At 44.4% G+C, this 19,857-nt stretch carries 20 protein-coding genes; 13 read left to right on the forward strand and 7 right to left on the reverse strand.

Annotated elements, in window-relative coordinates:
* Positions 1-26: 26 nt before the first annotated feature.
* Complete coding sequence (locus VF412_RS07940) at positions 27-1,061, reverse strand: porin family protein (protein ID WP_331338692.1); 1,035 nt, start codon at positions 1,059-1,061, stop codon at positions 27-29.
* A gap of 250 nt (positions 1,062-1,311) precedes the next feature.
* On the opposite strand from VF412_RS07940, the gene VF412_RS07945 reads away from it, so the two are divergent.
* Genes VF412_RS07945 through VF412_RS07960 form a run of 4 tightly spaced genes read left to right on the forward strand, consistent with a single transcriptional unit; the run spans position 1,312 to position 5,381 of the window.
* Complete coding sequence (locus VF412_RS07945) at positions 1,312-2,646, forward strand: TolC family protein (protein ID WP_331338693.1); 1,335 nt, start codon at positions 1,312-1,314, stop codon at positions 2,644-2,646.
* Positions 2,643-3,443: an efflux RND transporter periplasmic adaptor subunit gene (locus VF412_RS07950; RefSeq protein ID WP_331338694.1), complete on the forward strand. Its 801-nt coding sequence runs from the start codon at positions 2,643-2,645 to the stop codon at positions 3,441-3,443. The genes VF412_RS07945 and VF412_RS07950 overlap by 4 nt, the downstream gene beginning before the upstream one ends.
* Positions 3,444-3,454: 11 nt before the next feature.
* Positions 3,455-4,699, forward strand: a complete 1,245-nt coding sequence (locus VF412_RS07955) for an ABC transporter permease (protein WP_331338695.1) — start codon at positions 3,455-3,457, stop codon at positions 4,697-4,699.
* 1 nt (position 4,700) lies between these two features.
* Positions 4,701-5,381, forward strand: a complete 681-nt coding sequence (locus VF412_RS07960; protein WP_331338696.1) for an ABC transporter ATP-binding protein — start codon at positions 4,701-4,703, stop codon at positions 5,379-5,381.
* Here the strand turns inward: VF412_RS07960 and VF412_RS07965 are convergent.
* Entirely contained in the window at positions 5,378-5,734 is a 357-nt protein-coding gene (locus VF412_RS07965) for a helix-turn-helix transcriptional regulator (RefSeq protein ID WP_331338697.1), read from the reverse strand. The two genes, VF412_RS07960 and VF412_RS07965, sit on opposite strands and share 4 nt — an antisense overlap.
* Positions 5,735-5,964: 230 nt before the next feature.
* Between VF412_RS07965 and VF412_RS07970 the strand changes: the two genes are divergently transcribed.
* The gene (locus tag VF412_RS07970; protein ID WP_331338698.1) at positions 5,965-6,510 is read left to right on the forward strand and encodes a hypothetical protein; all 546 of its coding nucleotides are present in this window, start codon (positions 5,965-5,967) and stop codon (positions 6,508-6,510) included.
* A 20-nt stretch (positions 6,511-6,530) separates the two neighbouring features.
* Here the strand turns inward: VF412_RS07970 and VF412_RS07975 are convergent, their stop codons facing one another.
* On the reverse strand, positions 6,531-7,034 hold the full coding sequence (locus VF412_RS07975; protein ID WP_331338699.1) for a pyridoxamine 5'-phosphate oxidase family protein: 504 nt from the start codon (positions 7,032-7,034) through the stop codon (positions 6,531-6,533).
* Between the two features lie 306 nt (positions 7,035-7,340).
* Between VF412_RS07975 and queA the strand changes: the two genes are divergently transcribed.
* From queA to VF412_RS08015, 8 genes are all read left to right on the forward strand, one after another.
* The gene (queA, locus tag VF412_RS07980) at positions 7,341-8,387 is read left to right on the forward strand and encodes a tRNA preQ1(34) S-adenosylmethionine ribosyltransferase-isomerase QueA (RefSeq protein WP_331338700.1); all 1,047 of its coding nucleotides are present in this window, start codon (positions 7,341-7,343) and stop codon (positions 8,385-8,387) included.
* Between the two features lie 51 nt (positions 8,388-8,438).
* Positions 8,439-9,557 (forward strand): tRNA guanosine(34) transglycosylase Tgt, encoded by a 1,119-nt coding sequence (gene tgt, locus VF412_RS07985; protein ID WP_414640833.1) that lies wholly within the window; start codon positions 8,439-8,441, stop codon positions 9,555-9,557.
* A gap of 145 nt (positions 9,558-9,702) precedes the next feature.
* The gene (gene yajC, locus VF412_RS07990) at positions 9,703-10,047 is read left to right on the forward strand and encodes a preprotein translocase subunit YajC (protein ID WP_331338702.1); all 345 of its coding nucleotides are present in this window, start codon (positions 9,703-9,705) and stop codon (positions 10,045-10,047) included.
* Positions 10,047-11,741, forward strand: a complete 1,695-nt coding sequence (gene secD / locus VF412_RS07995; RefSeq protein WP_331338703.1) for a protein translocase subunit SecD — start codon at positions 10,047-10,049, stop codon at positions 11,739-11,741. Before yajC ends, secD begins: the two co-directional genes overlap by 1 nt.
* Before the next feature lie 11 nt (positions 11,742-11,752).
* Positions 11,753-12,691 carry a protein translocase subunit SecF gene (secF, locus tag VF412_RS08000; protein ID WP_331338704.1) on the forward strand — a complete coding sequence of 313 codons (939 nt, stop codon included), beginning with the start codon at positions 11,753-11,755 and terminating at the stop codon, positions 12,689-12,691.
* Positions 12,692-12,742: 51 nt separating this feature from the next.
* Positions 12,743-14,473, forward strand: coding sequence for a single-stranded-DNA-specific exonuclease RecJ (gene recJ / locus VF412_RS08005; protein ID WP_331338705.1), 1,731 nt, complete (start codon positions 12,743-12,745; stop codon positions 14,471-14,473).
* On the forward strand, positions 14,470-15,165 hold the full coding sequence (gene queC, locus VF412_RS08010) for a 7-cyano-7-deazaguanine synthase QueC (protein WP_331338706.1): 696 nt from the start codon (positions 14,470-14,472) through the stop codon (positions 15,163-15,165). The genes recJ and queC overlap by 4 nt, the downstream gene beginning before the upstream one ends.
* 2 nt (positions 15,166-15,167) lie before the next feature.
* Complete coding sequence (locus VF412_RS08015; RefSeq protein ID WP_331338707.1) at positions 15,168-15,737, forward strand: DUF366 family protein; 570 nt, start codon at positions 15,168-15,170, stop codon at positions 15,735-15,737.
* Here VF412_RS08015 and VF412_RS08020 read toward each other — a convergent pair whose 3' ends face one another.
* The 4 genes from VF412_RS08020 to VF412_RS08035 all read right to left on the reverse strand — a co-directional run.
* Complete coding sequence (locus tag VF412_RS08020) at positions 15,738-16,316, reverse strand: hypothetical protein (protein ID WP_331338708.1); 579 nt, start codon at positions 16,314-16,316, stop codon at positions 15,738-15,740.
* Between the two features lie 95 nt (positions 16,317-16,411).
* Positions 16,412-18,007 (reverse strand): hypothetical protein, encoded by a 1,596-nt coding sequence (locus VF412_RS08025; protein WP_331338709.1) that lies wholly within the window; start codon positions 18,005-18,007, stop codon positions 16,412-16,414.
* A 47-nt stretch (positions 18,008-18,054) separates the two neighbouring features.
* Positions 18,055-18,402: a DMT family protein gene (locus VF412_RS08030; RefSeq protein ID WP_331338710.1), complete on the reverse strand. Its 348-nt coding sequence runs from the start codon at positions 18,400-18,402 to the stop codon at positions 18,055-18,057.
* A partial coding sequence (locus VF412_RS08035) for a Na/Pi cotransporter family protein (RefSeq protein WP_331338711.1) occupies positions 18,402-19,857 on the reverse strand: 1,456 nt, incomplete at its 5' end. The genes VF412_RS08030 and VF412_RS08035, both read right to left, overlap by 1 nt.

The following is a 19,857-nucleotide window of genomic DNA, read 5'->3' on the forward strand; positions in this document are numbered from 1 at the left end:
AATTCTTTTTGAAACGAATATTTCAATTAGATATCGAAAACAATACCCGCATTAAATCCGTAAGTGATTGTCGTAAGGTTGATACCGACGTCACCCACAAGACCATTTGCTTGGGATGTACTCGAGTTGCCGATACTTTGTTGGTAATCACCTTGAAGAATCGCCGACATTGTCGAATTGATTCTGTACTGACCTCCAAGACCTATGGCCCATCTTGTCTCAAATGAATTGAAGTAACTTTTTGTATCGCTCAAGTTATTTGAAGCATAGTACGAGTACGTGTAGGGATTACCGCTGCTATAAGAAGCTTCAGATCCAACTAGAGATGACAAAACCACTCCGGCCTTAGCAAATACACTTGTTGAAGCAGATGTTTGATAATTGTAGCGAGCCATCAATGGAACTTCGAGGTATTTGTTTTTATACTCCATGCTCCAGCTATTGTATGTGTTGTACGGAAGATTGTAGTTTTCAACACCGCCGCGTTCAGCGTATTGCAGACCGCTTTCAATTTGCCATGGTCCCTTACCTAGAAGAACGCTGATCCCCGCAAGGTAACCTGTATGGCTGCCGAAACTGTAGTTATCAGCACTGCCGTTGAATTTAGAGAATGTCATACCGATTATCGGCATCCATTTGATCATGCTCTCTTTTCTTGGGGCAACATCACCCATTGCCAAGTATTGAGAGTTCGAAGCAGCCCCATATTGAGAGTTGCTAGAGTTGATTCTTAAACTTGAATCGTCTGCACTGTCTGTCACAGAAGCTCTAGCCGCTTGCTGTTGTTGTGCCGCTTTAGCAGCACGAGCTTGTCTTAAGCGCACTTGCATCGCTTGTTGTTGCTGCTGTTGTTGCAATCGTTGCTGTTGAGCTTGGGCTGCCGCGGCTTTTTGATTGGCCGCCTCAATTTGAGTCAATTCTGTGAAGTCTGCATCATCCATCTCTTGTTGTGTACGTGAAGAGACCGGGATCGGAGTCGCTTCGATCGCGTTTTGTGCTTTGGCCTGCAAAGCGGCTGACATAATGAGAATCGATAGACCCAAAAATTTAGAAGGTTTCATAAGCTCTCCTCTTTTCACAATGGACTCAAAGCAAAAGCAGTTCCGAACTGGAACGTTATCGTTTCGATTTAACCTGGGTTTTCACTCCACAGTGTTTCATAAGTTTGTAAATTGGTAGGCAATGGGACATTTTTTAGCTCTGTAATGCGAACTTCTTTTCAGAACCTCAATTTATCTAAATAGAGAGGTCCAACGTCCACATGTCTTAAATATTTAGTTTCTATCGTTAAATAGAAAGGTGGCGGTTGCAGTGAAAACACCTCTATTAAGTACGGCAATTATAATGGTCAGTTTTGTGGTGGGCCTTCAGGCGAGAGCACAAGATCCCGCAACAAAAGCGTGGACCTTGGATGAGTTTGTGAAGAAAAGCGTTGAGTCTTCTCAGACAGTTGAAGTTAAAAAATTAACTTATGAGCAGAATGATGCTGCGGTGGATGAGAAGTCTTCAGCCTTTTTGCCAACAGTGAATGCAACAGCGTCAAGTTATAAGAGCGGTAACGAAAACGGAATTGCTGATACAGGACAAAACATCACATCATCCTCATTGAATCAGGCTTACACTCAAACGAAGGTGAACTTCTCTGCAAATTTATTTAATGGTCTGCAAGATTCTTTGAACTTGAAGGCGGCTAAACACCAAAGAACAGGCGCTCAATTAAACTGGGCCGATGCCCGTTATACCCAAGTCGCTAACTCTATCGAAGCTTACTTTACGGTTTTGCAGTATGAGAGTGACTTAAAGAACCAACAAAAAGAAATCGAAATCAACGAGCAAAGTCTTAAAGAGACGCAAAGAAAACTTCGATACGGTGGTGCAAGAAAAACCGAGGTGATCAGCCTGCAATCCACTATTGCCACGAATAAGATCAATATGGTGGCAACTCAGTCTTCTTTAAATCAAGAGCGTCTTACGGCTTTGCGCTTAATCAATCTAGGTGATGAACCTTTGCAATTGAAATACGAACCAGGTCGCTGTGGTGCAGAGAATATTCAGTCGATCATCGCAAGGATGGATCCCAAAAAACGTGCAGACTATAAGGCCTTAGGGGCGACAACAGATGCGGCTGATGCAACTTTAAGTGCGACTAAAGGAAAAAAATTCCCCACTGTCGATTTTACGACAAGTTATGTTTTATCGGATTCGCAGGCCATCAGTCAGCAGGGTTCCTACAACATGGCTTTGACGTTGACGATACCGTTTCCATTCGGATTCGAGAGTCGTGCGCAAGTGGCTCAAGCTACAAAAAGTTTGGCCATTGCGAAAATGAACCAAGAAAAAAGTCTTTTGGATTTACAACAAAGTCGTGATGGTCTGATTCGTCAGCTTCTGGATGATCTTGCGAATATCAAAGTCCTGGCAGAAGCCAAGATTTTAAACGAGCAAAACGTCAAGGCCATGAAAGAAGACCATAGGTCGGGCATCAGCACTTACAGTGACGTCCTTTCCGCCTCAACAACATATCAGCAGACAATCCGTCAGTACGATAAGGCCGTTTTGCAATTGGATTTGGATTGCTATCGCGCCCTGGTTTGGTCAGCAGATGAGAATCAACTTCTTGAGAGTTTCAAAGGAGAAAGCATATGAAAAAATCGACTAAACTTGGGATCGGCAGCGGTGCTTTGCTCTTAATCGGTATTATTGGATTCTTGGCTTTGAAAAAGCCACATCAAGGAATGACGGATGTCGTCAGTCGCGGCGATGTGGTAGAGGCGGCTTATGGGGTGGGAACAGTGAAGTCAGATAAGACATATACTATAAAAACAGGCGTTAGCAGTCGGGTGGTAAAGCGCTATGTAAGACAAGGTCAGAGAGTCAAAAAAGGTGACATCTTGATTCAACTTGATGGTCTTCCAACTTACTATGCTCCGTTCAACGGAGTCGTCACCACACTTTCATATGATGTCGGCGAAGTCGTGTTTTCACAAACTGTGGTTTTAACTATTGTAAGTTTAGAAGATCTTTATATGCAGCTATCCATGGATGAAAGAACCATCGGTGGCGTTCGCGAGGGACAAGAAGCGCGTATTAGTTTCGAAGGTCAGCGGGATAAGACCTCCTTAGGTAAAGTGCGCGCGGTGTATTCAAATGACAGTGGTTTTTTGATTGATGTCGATTTCGATAGAAAGAATCTCACGTTATTACCAAATATGACGGCAGACGTAGCGATTCAAATCGCGGTTCATAAAGACAAGCTTCGTGTTCCGGTGGCTTCTTTGGATATAGATAAAGTGACAAAGGTTACCGATAAACCTGTAGAGGTTCATGTGAAGGTCGGAGCCAACGACGGCAGATATGCTGTGGTTGAAACTGATCAATTGAAAGAGGGCGATCGCATTTTGTTACGTAAAACTGCTGGCAATAGTCATGGTGACCCATTCTAAAGGATGATTTTATGGTGTTCCTGGCGGCAAAACATCTGATGGCGCGAAAAAAGCAAAGTCTTGTGACTTTGTTGGGTATCTTCATTGGAACATTGGCTTTCATTATGATCTCGGGATTTTTTTCGGCTCAGCAGAATTATATGATTGATATGATGGTGTCGGGCGATGCACATATCAAGATTCAAGCCCGTGAGCGTTTGATTATAAAAGAAGAAGTCGAAAAGTTTCTTTTCCCCGAATATAAAAACTTTGTATGGTTGCGTGCTCCGGCGGGACGTCGAGCTGCTGCTGCTATCGAGAATCCTCCAGGCTGGTACGAACGTTTTAAAGACTATACAGAAGTTGTTGCAGCAACTTCTGTTTATACAGCCACAGGTCTTTTGAGTAATAACGGAACTAACTATTCGCTTTCTATCACAGGCGCGAAACCGTCAGAGCAGGTGAAGATCACTAATATTGCCTCGAAAATTATAAAAGGCAATTATCTGGATCTTGAAAAAGGCACAGGCAGTATTGTTGTTGGTAAAGAACTTGCGAGCGACTTTGCTAAAGAAGTTGGTGACACGATCACCTTAACGACAACAGATGGTCGCCAGCTTCCATTTAAGATTGTTGCGATCTTTTCAACTGGTGAAAGACGTGCCGAGATCAGCCAAGCCTATACGACTTTGACAGATGCGCAGAAGATTGGAAATGTCTCAGGACAGATTTCACAAATTTCGGTGAAGGTTAAAAACTTCCGCGATGCTTCGAAATTAGCGGACAGTTGGAAAGCGACTTCTTACGATTCTGTTCAAAGCTGGGACCAATTGAACTCACAGCTTCTGCAAATGTTTACGACGCAAGATATGACTCAATACTTAGTGACCGGTGTGATCATGCTTGTCGCGGGATTTGGTATTTACAATATCTTGAATATGGTTGTGACTCAAAAACGTAAAGACATCGCGATTCTTCGGTCGATGGGTTACGAATCTAAGGACATCATTCGCTTGTTTTTATTGCAAGGGGCATTGCTGGGTTTGACGGGCGGTCTTTTAGGATGTCTGGCAAGCTTCCTCTTTAGTAAAGCATTAGGTGATATTCACATGGGCGGGCCGTTCTCGGGAGCGACGATGACCATTGATTTTAATATCTATACTTACCTTCAAGCCTTGTTGATCTCTAATGGTGCGGCATTGTTGGCGAGCTACTTGCCATCAAGAAATGCATCGAAATTAACACCGATTGAAATCATTCGTTCAGGAGCTGAATAATATGGCTGCATTGAAAGTGGAACATCTCGAAAAGGAACTCGGCACACAAAAGTCATTAATTTTGAAAGATTTGAATTTTTCCGTGAATGAGGGGGAATTTGTTTCGCTCATCGGGAAATCGGGATCAGGTAAAAGTACTCTGCTTTATATTCTATCTACTTTGGATTGGCCTACTCGCGGAGTTGTTTCTTTCTTTGATCGCGATGTCGCAAAAATGAGTGATCCTGAGCTGCATAAACTTCGTAATAGAAATATCGGCTTTGTCTTTCAATTTCATTATCTTTTACCGGAACTGACGGCATTAGAAAATATTCTGATGCCAGCCCGTAAAGCGGGAATGCTCGAACAGAAAAAAGAATTTGCGGAATCCATTTTGGAATCCGTAGGTTTAAAAGATCGCATGCACCATTTACCAAGAGAAATGTCAGGCGGTCAGTGTCAACGTGTCGCCATCGCAAGATCTCTTGTGATGGAGCCAAAGTTCTTGTTTGCCGATGAGCCCACAGGATCGTTGGATTCTGCCAACTCGGTCATGGTGTTTGATATTTTCAAACGCATTAATAAGGAGATGAAGACCACTATCGTGATGGTCACTCATGACCCAGAGTTGGCGGCCGCCACCGGGAGGCAAATTCACTTGGTAGATGGCATGTTAGTTAAAGACGAGCGAGTCGAATCTTAAGGGCCTTTAAAGATTAAAGCTAAAATACTATGCGCATAGCGCAGCTCTTTTTCAGAGCGATTTTTTAAAAGATTTAAAAGATCCTCGTAGGCCATCGAGGCTTCTGCATCTTCCCCTTTCGGAGAGAGAAAGAGCTCGTGGGGAGTGCAATTCAAGGCACGAGAAATATTTTGCAATGAATCTGTGGTTACAAAACGATCGCCATTTTCAATCTTGGCTATATTTTGTGGGGACAAATGACTGCGTTCTGCAAGTTCCTCGCGTGAGAACAACAGAGCCTCTCTGCGCATGCGGACGTTGTTACCAAATAAAACTTCAAGAGAGTCTAAGGGGCGGTTTGCTTTGCTTGCCATACAAGTCCTCGCAGTCCTTTAGGTCAGACATTTTGCGATTGTTGAACTAGAACCCTTTAAGGATCGCGCTGTGGGGCCTGGAATTCCACTAAATTGAAGTAATCTCAGGGAAAGTGTCTGAATATGAGACGGTTTTTGAAGAAATTTTCCTGACGAAACCCTGACTCAACAAATGTTAAAAATGAGAATAGATACTACTCCATTCAAAATTAAGAACTGTGGGAGTATCCATGAAATCAAAAATCGTTTTCGCTCTATTGTCTTTGGTTGCTGCAAATGTTTTTGCGGCTCAATCTTCTTCTGTAAAAACATTGCAAGTGGCTTTCCCTTGTGACGGTGATCAAGTGCAACTTAATGCAACACCTGCGATCAACTACATCACGGCAACTCACGTCGGTCGTTTTAATAATTTCTCTACAAACCAAGTGTTCATGGAGGGGCAGCAACTGGTTATGCAAGCTTCTGATGGCACATCCACTGTTCTTGGTACTTTGAAGGACGTTCCTTATTGTTATGCGACGGATCCAAGTGACATGCCTGTTCAGTACTATGCCTCTTGGAATGCTTTGGAATTAAATCCGACAGTGAAGGTCACCGAGACTCTTTCTAAAGACACAAAATCTTGCCGTCCTTCAGGCTTAGCGGCCGGCGGCTTCTTTGGTAAGTTTATGACTGCGGTTCAAGTTTTAGATACAACAACAGGACACGCTTATAACCAAAGCTGGTCATTCGATGTTTACTTCCCAACAATGGAAAGCTGCCAGGTCCCTCAATAGGTTGGCAGTCTTTTCGGACATTAATGTTTCAAGTCTAAAGTGCCATGAGTGCCCATATTTGCGGGCTTGCCAGTGGCGATCTTTACGAACTCAATCATTCTGTAAACTGGGGAGGCATGTCCTTCCCAGTATTCTGCTTTATCTGCGCTAATTCTTAAAAGTTGAATATTGGGGTCCTGAGGTCCTTGAGGGAACCAGGCTTCATAAGCCTTGTGCCAGACCTCTTGGACTTTTTCTTGGTCTTCTAAAAGTTCGGCAGTTCCGGTAATGGAAATGTATTTTCCATGACTCGCGTAAGACACGCTGACGTCTTCATTTTTTTGAATGTCTTGAATCTTGGTCGAATTTTTCGAAATCAAAAACCAAAGATCACCGTCGAAATCAATTTCCTGAGTCATCAAAGGAGTACTGTGCAACTTATTCTCAGGCGTGAGCGTTGTCAGCATGGCAATGCGAATGTCTTTGATGAGATCTCCAAGTTTTTTAACTTCGGGATCGGAACTGATGTGGGCTGTGTTTTTCATCTGACACCTCTTTCATCAGTGTTTAGATTCGCGCCGTTGAAGAAAGCTCGCAAGCTGTGCTTTATCACTTTTATGATTGTTGGCAGAACCGCGGGAGGCTTCTTGAGAAGGGAAAGGAGGTAAAACTAGCATAGAGGTTCATCTCTATTCTAAAATGCCGGAGCATCTATGAAACTTTATCTACCATTCGTCTTGGTTCTTATTGCTGTTGTTTATTACGCGAATTTTACCTAAATCCAGTCAAAGTTCGTTGCCAAAATGCATAAAAGGGTTGTCTGGGATAGAGGGGTGGACTAAAAAGCCCCTATGAAAGTTTCTGATCTCGATTTCCAGTTTCCTGAAGAATTGATTGCGACGTCCCCGCAAAGACCGTCCCGCGTGATGTGGGTAGACGGGAATGGCACGCCTTCAGAGATCACTTTGAAAGAGCTCATGAATCGCATTCCTAAAGGCGATGTTCTTGTCGTGAATAACACGCAAGTACTAAAGCGCCGCGTATTTGCGGGTGACGTGGAAATTCTTTTTCTCAAGCAAGTGAATGCCACGGACTGGGAAGTCTTATTTCCTTCAAAAAAATATAAAATTGGTGACTCCCTGCCATTGCCTTTAGGTCTTTCAATGACCCTTGTACAAAAGGGTCGTCCTCAGCTTGTTCGCCTGAGCGACGAAGTGCACGAGGATTACTTCCAGAAAGTGGCAGAGTTGCCGCTACCGCCATACATTCAAAAAGCTCGTAATGCTCGTCACACTGTGGAGGCCGACGAGTCTTGGTATCAAACGGCGTGGGCGAAAAATCCGGGAAGCTTTGCGGCTCCGACAGCGAGTCTTCATTTTTCTCATGCAGATATGCAAGAGCTTCGTGCGAAAGGTGTGCGCATTTGTGAGGTCACCTTGCATGTGGGCCTTGGAACTTTTTTGCCGATCACTGCGGATGATTTAAATGATCACGACATGCATGAAGAATACGTCGATATCAGTGCTGAAACGTGGGCTCATATTCAAGCGGCCCGGGCCGAGGGTGCCAATGTGTGGTCTTTGGGCACGACCTCGACAAGATCTCTAGAGAGTGCTGCGAACGGTTTATTGGCTGGCAGTCCCTCTGAAGGATTTAGAGGCTTTACAAAGCTTTTAATTCAGCCTGGATACGAATTTAAGATCGTAGATCGCTTGCTGACAAACTTCCATCAGCCCCAGTCGACATTGCTTGCTTTGGTGGCTGCATTTTCTTCGCTGGAAACAGTAAAAGCTTGCTACTCATGGGCGATTGAGCGAAAGTTCCGTCTCTTTTCTTATGGGGATTTAACATGTTGGACCGCGGGGGCGGGCAGTGCCACAACGTCGGCTGACGTGTAGGCTGGAGCAACTATGCTAGACGGAAAAAATATGACAACGGATAGTTCAAATATGCAACTTGGTGAGTTCAAAGTTCATAAAACTGAAGGTCATGCTCGCAGGGCAACTTTGATGACAGCTCACGGTCCGGTACAAACCCCGGTGTTCATGGCGGTGGGAACAAAAGCCACTGTAAAGGCGATGACTCCAGAGGAGTTGAAAGAATGTGGGACTCAAGTTGTCTTGGGTAACACGTATCACTTGCATTTGCGTCCTGGTGAAAAAACAATCGCAAAAATGGGTGGCCTTCATAAGTTCATGAACTGGAATGGCCCGATCTTAACGGACTCCGGCGGATTCCAAGTTTTCTCGTTGTCCCAACTTCGCAACATGAGTGAAGAGGGTGTGGAATTCCGTTCCCATCTTGATGGCGCTAAATATTTTATCTCTCCAGAAAAGAGCATGGAGATTCAAATGGATCTTGGCTCTGACATCATTATGGCATTCGATGAATGTCTTCAATATCCGGCCACAGACGAAGATATCGAAAGATCGATGGCGCTGACGTATCGTTGGCTTCTTCGTTCGAAGGCCGCGATGACCCGCAAAGAAAGCTTGTTGTTCGGGATCGTGCAAGGGGGCTTGAGCCTTAAGCATCGTCTGAAGTCTTTAGAGCAAGTTACTTCCGTTGATCTTCCTGGCTATGCCTTGGGTGGTTTCAGCGTGGGTGAACCGATTCACTTGATGCATGAGCTTCTTCCTCATGTAGCTCCAAAAATGCCGGAAAATAAGCCGCGTTATTTGATGGGCGTGGGAACGCCAACAGATCTGATTATTGCAATTGATGCAGGGATCGATATGTTCGATTGCGTCATGCCTACAAGAGTGGCACGCAATGGAACGATCTATACATGGCAAGGCAAAGTCAGCATCAAGCGCAGTGAGTATAAAGAAGATCCATCTCCGCTAGATCCTGAATGTGATTGCTATACTTGTACGAACTATTCTCGAGCGTATCTGCGCCATTTATTCCTCAGTGGTGAAATTTTAGGTTCACGTTTGAACACAATCCACAATATTCATTTCTATATGAAGCTGATGGAAAAAGCCCGTGAAGCGATTGCTGAAGGCCGCTGGGCGCAGTACCGCGACGAATGCCTAACGCGTTTCGTAAAGAAAGACAGTAAGTAAAGTTAAACCTACTAAAGTATTGATTCTCCCGAAGAATAATGCTGATCTGGTCTACGCTTCGACTACATCGAAGCGCCGGCTTGACCGGGCAGTGCCTTAGCGACGGATGTCGCGAAGGCTGAAGCAGTATCTTTGGAGGATCTAAATGTTAAATCTACTTGTATCGACAGCTTTTGCACAGTCAGCTCCCGCAGCTGGTGGCGGACAACCCTCTTCATTTGAGATGTTCGTTCCATTCATCTTTATCTTTGTTATTTTCTATTTCCTTATCATTCGCCCTCAATCAAAACGCCAAAAAGAACACCAAAAGTTTTTGACTGAGCTTAAACGCGGCGATGAAGTGATCACTTCTTCAGGCATCTTGGGCCGTATTGAAGGTATCACAGACCAATTCGTTACAGTGGAAATCGCTGATGGCGTAAAGGTTAAAATGCTTCGTACTCAAATCGCTACAACTCAGAAAGCAGCAACTACAGAGGAAAAGAAATAATGGACGGACTTCGTTGGAGAACAATCGGCGCAGCGGCGGGTATTGTTTTGGCCCTAGTTTGGGTCATGCCAAATCTCGTGAATTTCAGTGAATCATCTTGGTGGCCATCCAAGCAAAAGCTTAACTACGGACTTGATATCCAAGGTGGCTTGCACTTGGTTATGGGCGTTGACGTTGACGGTGTGGTGAAAGAATCCACAACTCGTATGATGGCTTCGATCAAGTCTGACTTGGCAAAAGATCAAGTTGAAGGCGGCGATGTTAAATCTGAAAAGCCTGAGCAAGGTGAGATCGTAATCACAGCGGCTAATGCGGCTGCGAAAGCAAAAGTAGAAAAAATCTTGAACGACAAGTATCCGACAACTCTTCAGGTTGTAGGTTCTACTGACAACACAATCACAGCTCGTTATTTCGATTCATACTTGAACGATTATAAAAACCGCGTGATTCAACAAGCGATTGAAACAATCCGTAACCGTATCGATGAATTCGGTGTGGCAGAGCCTTCAATCTCTCAACAAGGTTCAAATCGTATCTTGGTTCAATTGCCAGGTATGGCCGATGCTGAAAAAGCGAAGCAGTTGATCAACACGACTGCGAAATTGGATTTCATGATCGTTTCTAACGAATTGAGTGGTCAACAGTTGCAGGCTTTGATCGCTGACGCTGAAAAAGCAGGTAACTACAAAATGCAGGGTATGAAATACTCTGAGTATGTGACTCGCTTGAATGCAGATCTTAAAGGTAAATTGCCTGAAAAGACTGTTATCTATTTCGAAAAATCTGAAAACGCGGCGAATATGGAAGCGGGCGCAATTCCAATGCTTCTTAGAACTGATACAGATCTTGGCGGCGGAGCTTTGGATGACGCTTTTGTTGGTTATGACCAATACGGTGGCCCACAAGTTTCTTTGCACTTCAACTCTGCGGGTGCGGTTAAATTTGCTGATTTGACTGGCGCAAGCGTTGGTAAGCAAATGGCGATCGTTTTGGATAAAGTTGTTAAATCAGCTCCAAGCATTCGTGACCGTATTGCTGGTGGCCAAGCAGTTATCACTTTAGGTGGTGGCCGTGATCGCAACAAAATGATGGACGAAGCTAAGATGATTTCAACAGCTCTTCGTGCGGGTGCATTGCCTGCAGCTCTTGAGCAATTGGAAGAACGTCGTGTTGGTCCAACTTTGGGTGCTGACTCTATCCATAAAGCGAAATTGGGCGCATACATCGGTGCCGCTTTGATCGTTCTATTTATGTTGATCTACTACAAAGGCATGGGCGTTATCGCGAACGTGGCTTTGATCATCAACATCGTGGGCGTGTTTGCTCTATTGACCTCATTCGGTGCGACTTTGACCTTACCTGGTATCGCTGCGATCGCATTGACCGTCGGTTTTGCCGTGGATGCGAACGTTCTTATTAATGAGCGTATCAAGGAAGAGTTGGCAATGGGACACAGTCTTCGCGTGGCAATCCAAGAGGGTTATCATCGTGCGATGTCTGCGATCTTGGACTCGAACGTAACAACTGCTGCGACGGCTGTCGTTCTTTTGTACTTCGGTACAGGACCTGTGCGTGGTTTCGCTGTCAACTTGTTGATCGGTGTGGCTACGACATTGTTCGCGAACGTGTTCGTTTCTAAAGTGATCGTGGATACATTGATCCAAAAATATAACGTTAAGAAGTTGTCTATTTAATGGGTGCACAAATGGCTAATAAACAAAACACAACAGAATCATCTGGTAAGTATGACTTCGTTGGTAAGGTTGGAATCTTCACAGCTGTGTCTGTGATCCTAGTGGTTCTTTCTATCGTGTTCCTTGCAGTTCGTGGTATTAACTACGGTATCGATTTCAAAGGTGGAACAGAGTTCCAAGTTAAGTTCGACAAAGGTGTTACGATCGATCAAGTTCGTAAATCTGTTGATGACCTAAAACTTGGTGAAGTGGGCGTTCAATCTTTGGGTGATAACGATGAATTCATCATTCGTTTCCAAGGTAAACAAGGCGCTTCTGATAAAGAGACGAACGAAATCTTGAATCAAGATATCGGTAAAATTAAAGATATCATCACAACAACATTTGCAGCGAATCACCCTGAGGTTCGCCGTGTTGATACTGTGGGACCTCAAGTGGGTGCTGAGTTGAAACGTAACGGTTTGCTAGCGGTGTTCTATTGCTTGCTTGTGATCTTGATCTACGTAGCTCTTCGTTTCGACTATAAATATGCTCCGGGTGCAGTATTCTGCTTATTCCACGATGCGATCATCACTTTGGGCATCTTCGTTTTTGTGGGTAAAGAGGTGAACGTGCCGATCATGGCGGCGATCTTAACTTTGATCGGTTACTCTCTGAATGACACGATCGTGGTATTTGACCGTATCCGTGAAACAGACTCTCATTACCATGAAAAGGGCTATCGCTTCATCATCAATAAAGCGATCAACGATATGCTTCACCGTACATTGATCACTTCAGGTACAGTGTTCACATCAGCTCTTTGTTTGTACTTGTTCTCTGGTGGCACTGTTGCGGATATCGCTTTTGCGATCTGTATCGGTATCATCTTCGGTACTTACTCTTCTATCTACGTAGCAGCACCTATCGTGTTGTTCATGGATAAATTGTCTGGAAAGAAAGCGGCCTAGCTTTCTTTGAATGGGGGTTGTTGTTAAGGCAGCCCTCGAATTGGGGTTTCAGTGAATCCATTGTGGAAACTGCGAGAATCAGAAACAGAGGTGCTTGCACCTCCATCAGCGGAGGGTCAGCAGTGGCCATCTCTGATTGGTAAGCTGCTCGCAGCCCGCGGATTCACAGAATCTCAACAAGTCGATAAGCTTCTTTTTCCTAAGCTCGCTGATTTGAAAGATCCTCTTGAACTTAAGGGGATGTCTCAAGCCCTCGAGCGTCTGGGGCGCGCGTATCTCAACAAAGAAAAAATCTGCATCTATGCTGACTTCGACTTAGACGGAACTTCTGGTCTAGCTTTGTTGAAGACGGGCATGGTCGCTTTGGGTTTTCCCAACGTTATTCACTATCAACCAAAGCGTTTGGCGGAAGGTTACGGCTTTCATGCTCATGCCGTTGAGGAATTAAAAGCTCAAGGTGTGAGTCTAATTATCACGGTGGACGTCGGCATTACGGCTCATCCTGCGGTTGATAAGGCTCGCGAATTGGGTATCGATGTGATTCTTACGGATCATCACTTGCCTGCGGAAACAATTCCGAATGCTTATGTGGTGATCAATCCCAATCAAGGAACTTGTGAATCTGGTTTAGGTTATTTGTGTGGGGCAGGGGTTGCATTTTATTTGCTTCGCGGCCTAAAAAGATACTTTCAAGATAATTCGCAACTACCTAAAAACAATTGGGATCTTAAAGAGGTTCTTGAATATTTCACGATCGGCACTTTGACTGATATGGTTCCTTTGGTTGAAGACAACCGTGTGCTGGTGAAGCATGGCTTGGTGAAGCTTGCGGAAACAAAAAAAGCGGGACTTCGAGCATTACTTGAAGAGTTGGATCTGACAGGTCGTCCTTTAACTTCTCAAGATGTGGCAATTCGATTTGCGCCAAAGTTGAACGCTTTGTCTCGCATGGAATCAGGTATTCTTCCGATTGATATTTTCCTTTTAGAAGATCCGGCTCAGGCGCGCGAAATGGTTCGTCAGGTTATGAAGAACAACTCGACTCGTGTGCAATTGCAAAGCGATGCGGAAACGGAAGCTCAAGAATTACTTAAAGAGTGGCCTCATAAAGACTTTGTCTTTGTCGCTTCTCGAAATTTCCACCGCGGGGTCGTGGGCTTGATTGCAACTAAGCTTACCCAGGTTTACAACAAGCCTGCTTTTGTCGGATCGTTGGGTGAAGATGGTATGATCGTGGGCAGTGCTCGCTTGCCACAAGGTCAGGAAGCTTGCCTGGTCGAGGCCATGGGGTCAGCGTCTGAGTTGATGAGTCGTTTTGGTGGTCACTCGGCTGCGGCGGGTTTTGAAATTGCGGAAACGAAAGTTCCTCAATTGATCGAGCGTTTGGCTATCCATTTTTCAGATCTTCGTGAAAAGCCAAAACCTTTGGAAATCTATTATGATGTGGAAGCGAAACTTCCTGAGGTCAGTTCAGGACTGATGAAGTGGTACGACTTTGTCGGACCTTTCGGGACGGGCTTCTCGATTCCTTTGATTCATTTTGGAAAAATCGAAGTTTTATCAAAACGTGAATTGAAGGGCGGCCATCTCCGTTTGAAATTGGCTGATCCTGAGACGCATACATCCATGGAGGCGTTGTTATTTACGCCGACTCCAAGGCAGTTGCAAACCCTCGAGCAAGTTCCGGGATTTTATGATATCTTGGGCGAGCTTCAGTGGAATTATTTTGCTGGGCAAAAATCTATTCAGATTCTTATTCGTGATCTAAAGGCTGCGCCATGAGACAAAGCAAAAAAGTAGTGGCTCTTTTATCTTCGGGCTTAGACTCGACGGTGAATGTCTTTGAAGCAATCAAGCACAACCATGAAGTGGTTCTGGCTTTGACCTTCAACTATGGACAAAGAGCTGCGATAAAAGAAATCGAACACTCTGCGAAAATCGCTAAGTATTTAAACATTCCTCACAAGGTGATGGATGTGACTTGGTTTAAGGATTTCAATAAATCATCTTTGATCGTTGAAGATCAAGAGGTCCCAACGGGTAAAGATGTTGAAATCGATAATCTGCAGAAATCTGCCGACACCGCAAAGTCTGTATGGGTTCCAAATCGCAACGGGATTTTCATTAATATCGCCGCGGCTTATGCGGAAGCTCTAGGTGCAGATGCGGTTATTCCTGGCTTCAATGCCGAGGAGGCGGCCACATTCCCAGACAACTCTCGCGAGTTTCTAGAGCAAGCGACGAAGTCTTTATGGTACTCGACTGCGAATCATGTGTCGGTGGGTTGTTACACGGCTCACTTGAATAAGCCTGATATTGTTCGTTTAGGACAAGGTTTGAAGATTCCGTGGGAATTGATCTGGCCTTGTTATTTCTCGGGCGATAAGTGGTGTGGTCAATGTGAGTCTTGCCAACGCGCGAAGCGTGCTTTTGCTTCAGCGAATATTGATGTAGCTCATTTGTTTAAGGGGTAGTTGTGGAATCACTCTTTATCGAAAAGAAATTTTCTTATGATGGCAGTCAGCTTCGTTCGTTATTTGCTTACCTTGAGCATGGAGTTCTAGGGCCTTCCGTGGTTTCATGGCAAGGGGCTTGCGATATTCCGTTCACTCATATGGTGGATGGAGAAGATTTGCTGGCGAAAGCTGTTATTGAAAGTGATGAGATGCTTCACTTTATCATCGAGATCTTTGATCGCGACTTATTTTCCGGAGTGGCAATTCAAAGGTTGTTCGCTTCTATCGCAAGGGATTATTTGCAAAAGAATGCCTCTGTCACTTTGAATGGTCAGCAGTTGGTGCGCGAAGGGGATGACCTTTATCTTACGGACCGTAAGCTGAGCATCAGCATTGCAACAAAATCACCAGTATCTGTGATGGTGCATTTTGCAATGAATGTGACGAATGAAGGAACCCCAGTGAAGACTTTAAGTCTTGGTGACTTAAAGTTAGACCCTCGGAAGGTTGCAGAGGATCTCATGCATCTTCTTAAGAAAGAATATTTGGATATCGTGGTGGCAACTCAGAAGGTTCGTCCAGTTCCTTAATTACCTTAAACTTGCGCACTTTTTATCGTGCTGACATTTCAACATCATTTCACGCAGATTCATCAAATCGCGAAGTGAGTAAGCAAGCTCGTAATCGAATCCCGCACTTTTTGATCCTTGAGGGCCGATGGTGATAAATTCGTTCACGTAAGCAAATTGATCCCGTGTGAATGTCTCTGTTCCATGAGTCATCTTGAAAGACATGTTTTTGGCATTGTCCCGATTTCCAAAGAAGCGTGCTTTCTGTTTTCTGGCTTTGAGCAGGGCGCCTTTAAGATCATTCCAACATTTGACTTCACCGATTTTGATAACTTTGTTGGTATTGTTATCAAAAACAATGACGTCCAACTCGCCAGCAGTGCCGTCGCCGTTGTCATACGCAATACCTGTCAGAACTTTATATTGCGGAACTTGAAACTCTTGTTCAAATTCCAAGCGAGCGACCTCTTCGCAAATTGCGCCGGTGTCGAAGTAATCACGGGGAGTGTTTTTCAGAGCTTGAACTTCTTCCTCTAATGTTGGAACTGCAAATGCTGAAAAGGAAAACGCGGAAATTAACAAAAGTAAAATAATTCTCACCGAGGCCTCACTGTAGACCGTCAGATATGTCTTATTTCAGATATCTCCGCAAACGAATATCCTAGACCGGAAATTCTTTTAGGGCGAGAGAGGGGTTATTCTTTTTCTTTTTGTTTGATGTAAGTCTCGCGCAACCACAAACGAATGTGTTTCAGGTAGTGATCCTTCATGCCGAAGAAAACGAAGTGGTTGTGGAAGAACTCCTGTCCGCCTTTGTCTTCCTCGGTGAAGTTCACTGTGCCAATGATTTCCGGGATTTCATTTTCTTCCGGGCGCCAAAGAATAAACTCGCGGAAGGCTCCAACACTGATGGCGCGATAATATTTCATGACAAGGCCTGCTTCAGAAATCTGCGAAATCTCGACGGGGTTTGCGACCTTTAAAACAGACTGTTCTTGCAACGAAGCCACTGTCACAGGGACCTTATTCGCCAGGGCGCGATGCTCGGTCACAAGCTTTTTCGAAATATAGAGTTTGTCCAGTGGTGTATAGAAAATTTCTTTCGTCCAGGCTGAAAGATTGTGAACTTCATCTGCTGCGATTTTCTTGCGCGAAATCAAGAACAGACCTGGGTATTCACTCAGCTCTTTTCCGTTTCGTTTAGCGCGATCTTTCAGGTATTCGCTGATTTGCTGCCAGCGCTTTTCCTTTTCGAATTCAAAGATTTCATAATTCGCAAAAATAAAATCAAACTGTTGCGGAAGCGTCTGACGATTCGGAGTATCTTTGTCAGCAAGATCTGAAAGGAATTGTCCATAATTGGAATACACAAACACTTCGCTGTTAGAGAAACGATCTGTTAAGAAAATCTTCAGATCCAATCCCAACGGAACATCTTCATCTAAAATTAAAATGCGCGCGGGATGGGTATGACTATTTTGAAAACCCTCATTGTGGTGGTCTTTCACTTGCAGAATGTGTTTACGAATCTGACTTATTTGATCGTTATCGGCAGCGAAGAAGTGAAAGTTGCAAAGAAATTCTTTTTCTGAAAGCTCTTTGCATGATGAGCAATAGGCATAGACAGATTTCTTATTATTCACTGTGAAGGCAGGGCTATAATACTTGGTTAAAGCACCTATTGCAATTTCGTGATTGTTGATAGTTGAGAAACCGATCTCGCTCAATGCACTGGTTGAAACCTCTTTAAGCATTTCAATGGTTGAGTTGATTTTAATTGTTGCCACGGTTGATGAAGAACCTAGCGGATGATGTCCCGTTAACGCGTATTCCAGATCTTGCCTTAAGATAAGTTTATCAAACGGTTTGAAGATCACGTTATTGATGATGCGATCTTCGGCAAGTTTGATATCAAAGTTGGGGCTGTCAAAGGCTGTTAGAATTAAAGCCGTGGGTTCGTGCTCTGCACACATTTTCTTTCTTAGAAAGAAATCACGGGCACGGCGAACCAAGCCCATGTTTTGAGTTCCCAGAAATTCGTTTTTTGCGATCACAAGGCGCAGTTCATGGGCGCTTGAAGGCTCAACAGGATCTGTAGTGTCCGCTGGATGGCGAATACCGCCATTGGCGAGGGCTTTGGGGCCGTCGTGGACTGCTGTTTTTAACCATTCATGAAAATCTGCGAGGGTAGTGAAAAAGCGAATATGAAGCTTTGGATCTATCGATTTGAGGGTCTCAAAAAGATCCTTCTGAATACGCACGTCATCTTCGAGCACGTAAATAAACTTCATGCTCTTATCTTATCCTGAAATGAGATGCAAAAGATAGTGCGAACTGCCTACTGGCCTCTGAATATGAAATAAACAGCCCCAACGAGGCAGAGGCCTGCCCAAAGGAAATCAAGCTTCAAAGACTGTTTCATATAGAGAACTGAAAACCCTGCGAAGACGATCATGGTGATGACCTCTTGAATGATCTTCAATTGCGGAAGCGTGTAATAATTTGAGCCGATGCGATTGGCAGGAACCTGCAAGGCATATTCAAAGAAAGCAATGCTCCAGCTGATAATGATTGCGATCCATAAGGCAGATTCTTTGAGATTCTTCAGATGGCCGTACCAGGCGAAGGTCATGAAAATGTTTGAAAGGAACAAAAGGGCAATAGGGCTCCATGCAGTCAGGTTCATTATGTGCTCCCTTGGCTGTAAGCATGATTCACCAGAAGGCTGGCGATACGACGATATTCACTTAAAAGATCCAAATGAATCGAACTGGTGTTGATCGATGTGTTCAAACCACGGTTTAAACGACTGATGTGATTTTCGCGAAGAGTGATTTCCATTTTTGCCAACTCGCGCTTCAGTTGAATCGCATTTTCGCAAAGCTCACGATTTTGATAGGCATTGACGGCCATAGCAGCCACTTTTACAACCTGCTCATGCATATTGCGAATTTCGGTCCAGCCTTCGCCAGAGAATTCCAACTTCAATGCATTTTTCTTGATCGCCAAGGCCAGGATATTGATGTCAATGGCATCCGCTGCGCGTTCCAGGTCGCTTAAGAACATGATCATATTCATCACGTTTTGATGAACCACAGTGTTGGATTTATTGGCGTGATCTAGAAGAAACATTTTTGTTTCACGATAAAGGAAGTCGACTTTGTTGTCGCGGTCTTTGATGGAATCAAAGTCTTTAGGATCATTCGTTTCAAAAAGACGAATCGAGTCCTTGATCATCCCCAGGACAATATCAGCCGTGCGCATGATCTCGCGATTTGCATAGGACACAGCTAAAGCAGAGCTTTGATAGTTATCCATATTCACAAATTCAGTGCCGAATTCTTCAGAGGCTGATTTCGGGAACATTTTTTCGATTAAAGCTGCCCCTTTGTTGATGAAAGGGAAGAAGATGATCGCAGATAAAATATTAAAGATTAAGTGAGCATTGGCGATAGAACGCGGGATTGTCGTGTCGAAGGTGAGCAGAAAATCGATAAACAGCTGCGTGAAAGGATAAAAAATTAAAACACTGGTTGTTTTATAAAAGAAATTCGCCCAAGCCACTTGGCGACCGACATAGTTTCCGCCGGCAGCTGCGATCAGTGCCACAGAGGTTGTACCGATATTCGCACCGTAAACCCAAATCATCGCATCATAGAACGTAATGGCTTTCACGGCGGCCAAACTCATGGCAAGACCGATGGTGATCGCACTGCTCTGAACGAATGCGCAGAACACAATAGAAATCAAAAGAGAATAGCCAGGATTGTCACGAACACTCTGGAAAAACTCTGTCAGCATAGGATTTGCCGCGAAATGGTTGGCTGCCACTGTGACTAACTTCAGCCCCAGGAATAGCAATGCAAAGCCCATGAAAGTCGTCGAAAGATTTTTGAAAACGGTTTTCTTTGACTTGAAATAGAATGCGAAAGAAATCGCAAATACAGGCAATGCATACTGCGATAAATCTAAAGAGATCAACTGAACCGTCAATGTCGTACCAATGGCAGTCCCAATGATCACGCCCATCACTTGGCGAAGATTCACAACGCGTGCGGAACCAAGTCCCACGAGCATGGATGTCAGTGCTCCAGAACTTTGCATAAGGGTCGTTAGAACCACACCCGTTAGAATTGCCAGG

This window comes from Bdellovibrio sp. (genome assembly GCF_036384735.1).
Lineage (GTDB): Bacteria > Bdellovibrionota > Bdellovibrionia > Bdellovibrionales > Bdellovibrionaceae > Bdellovibrio.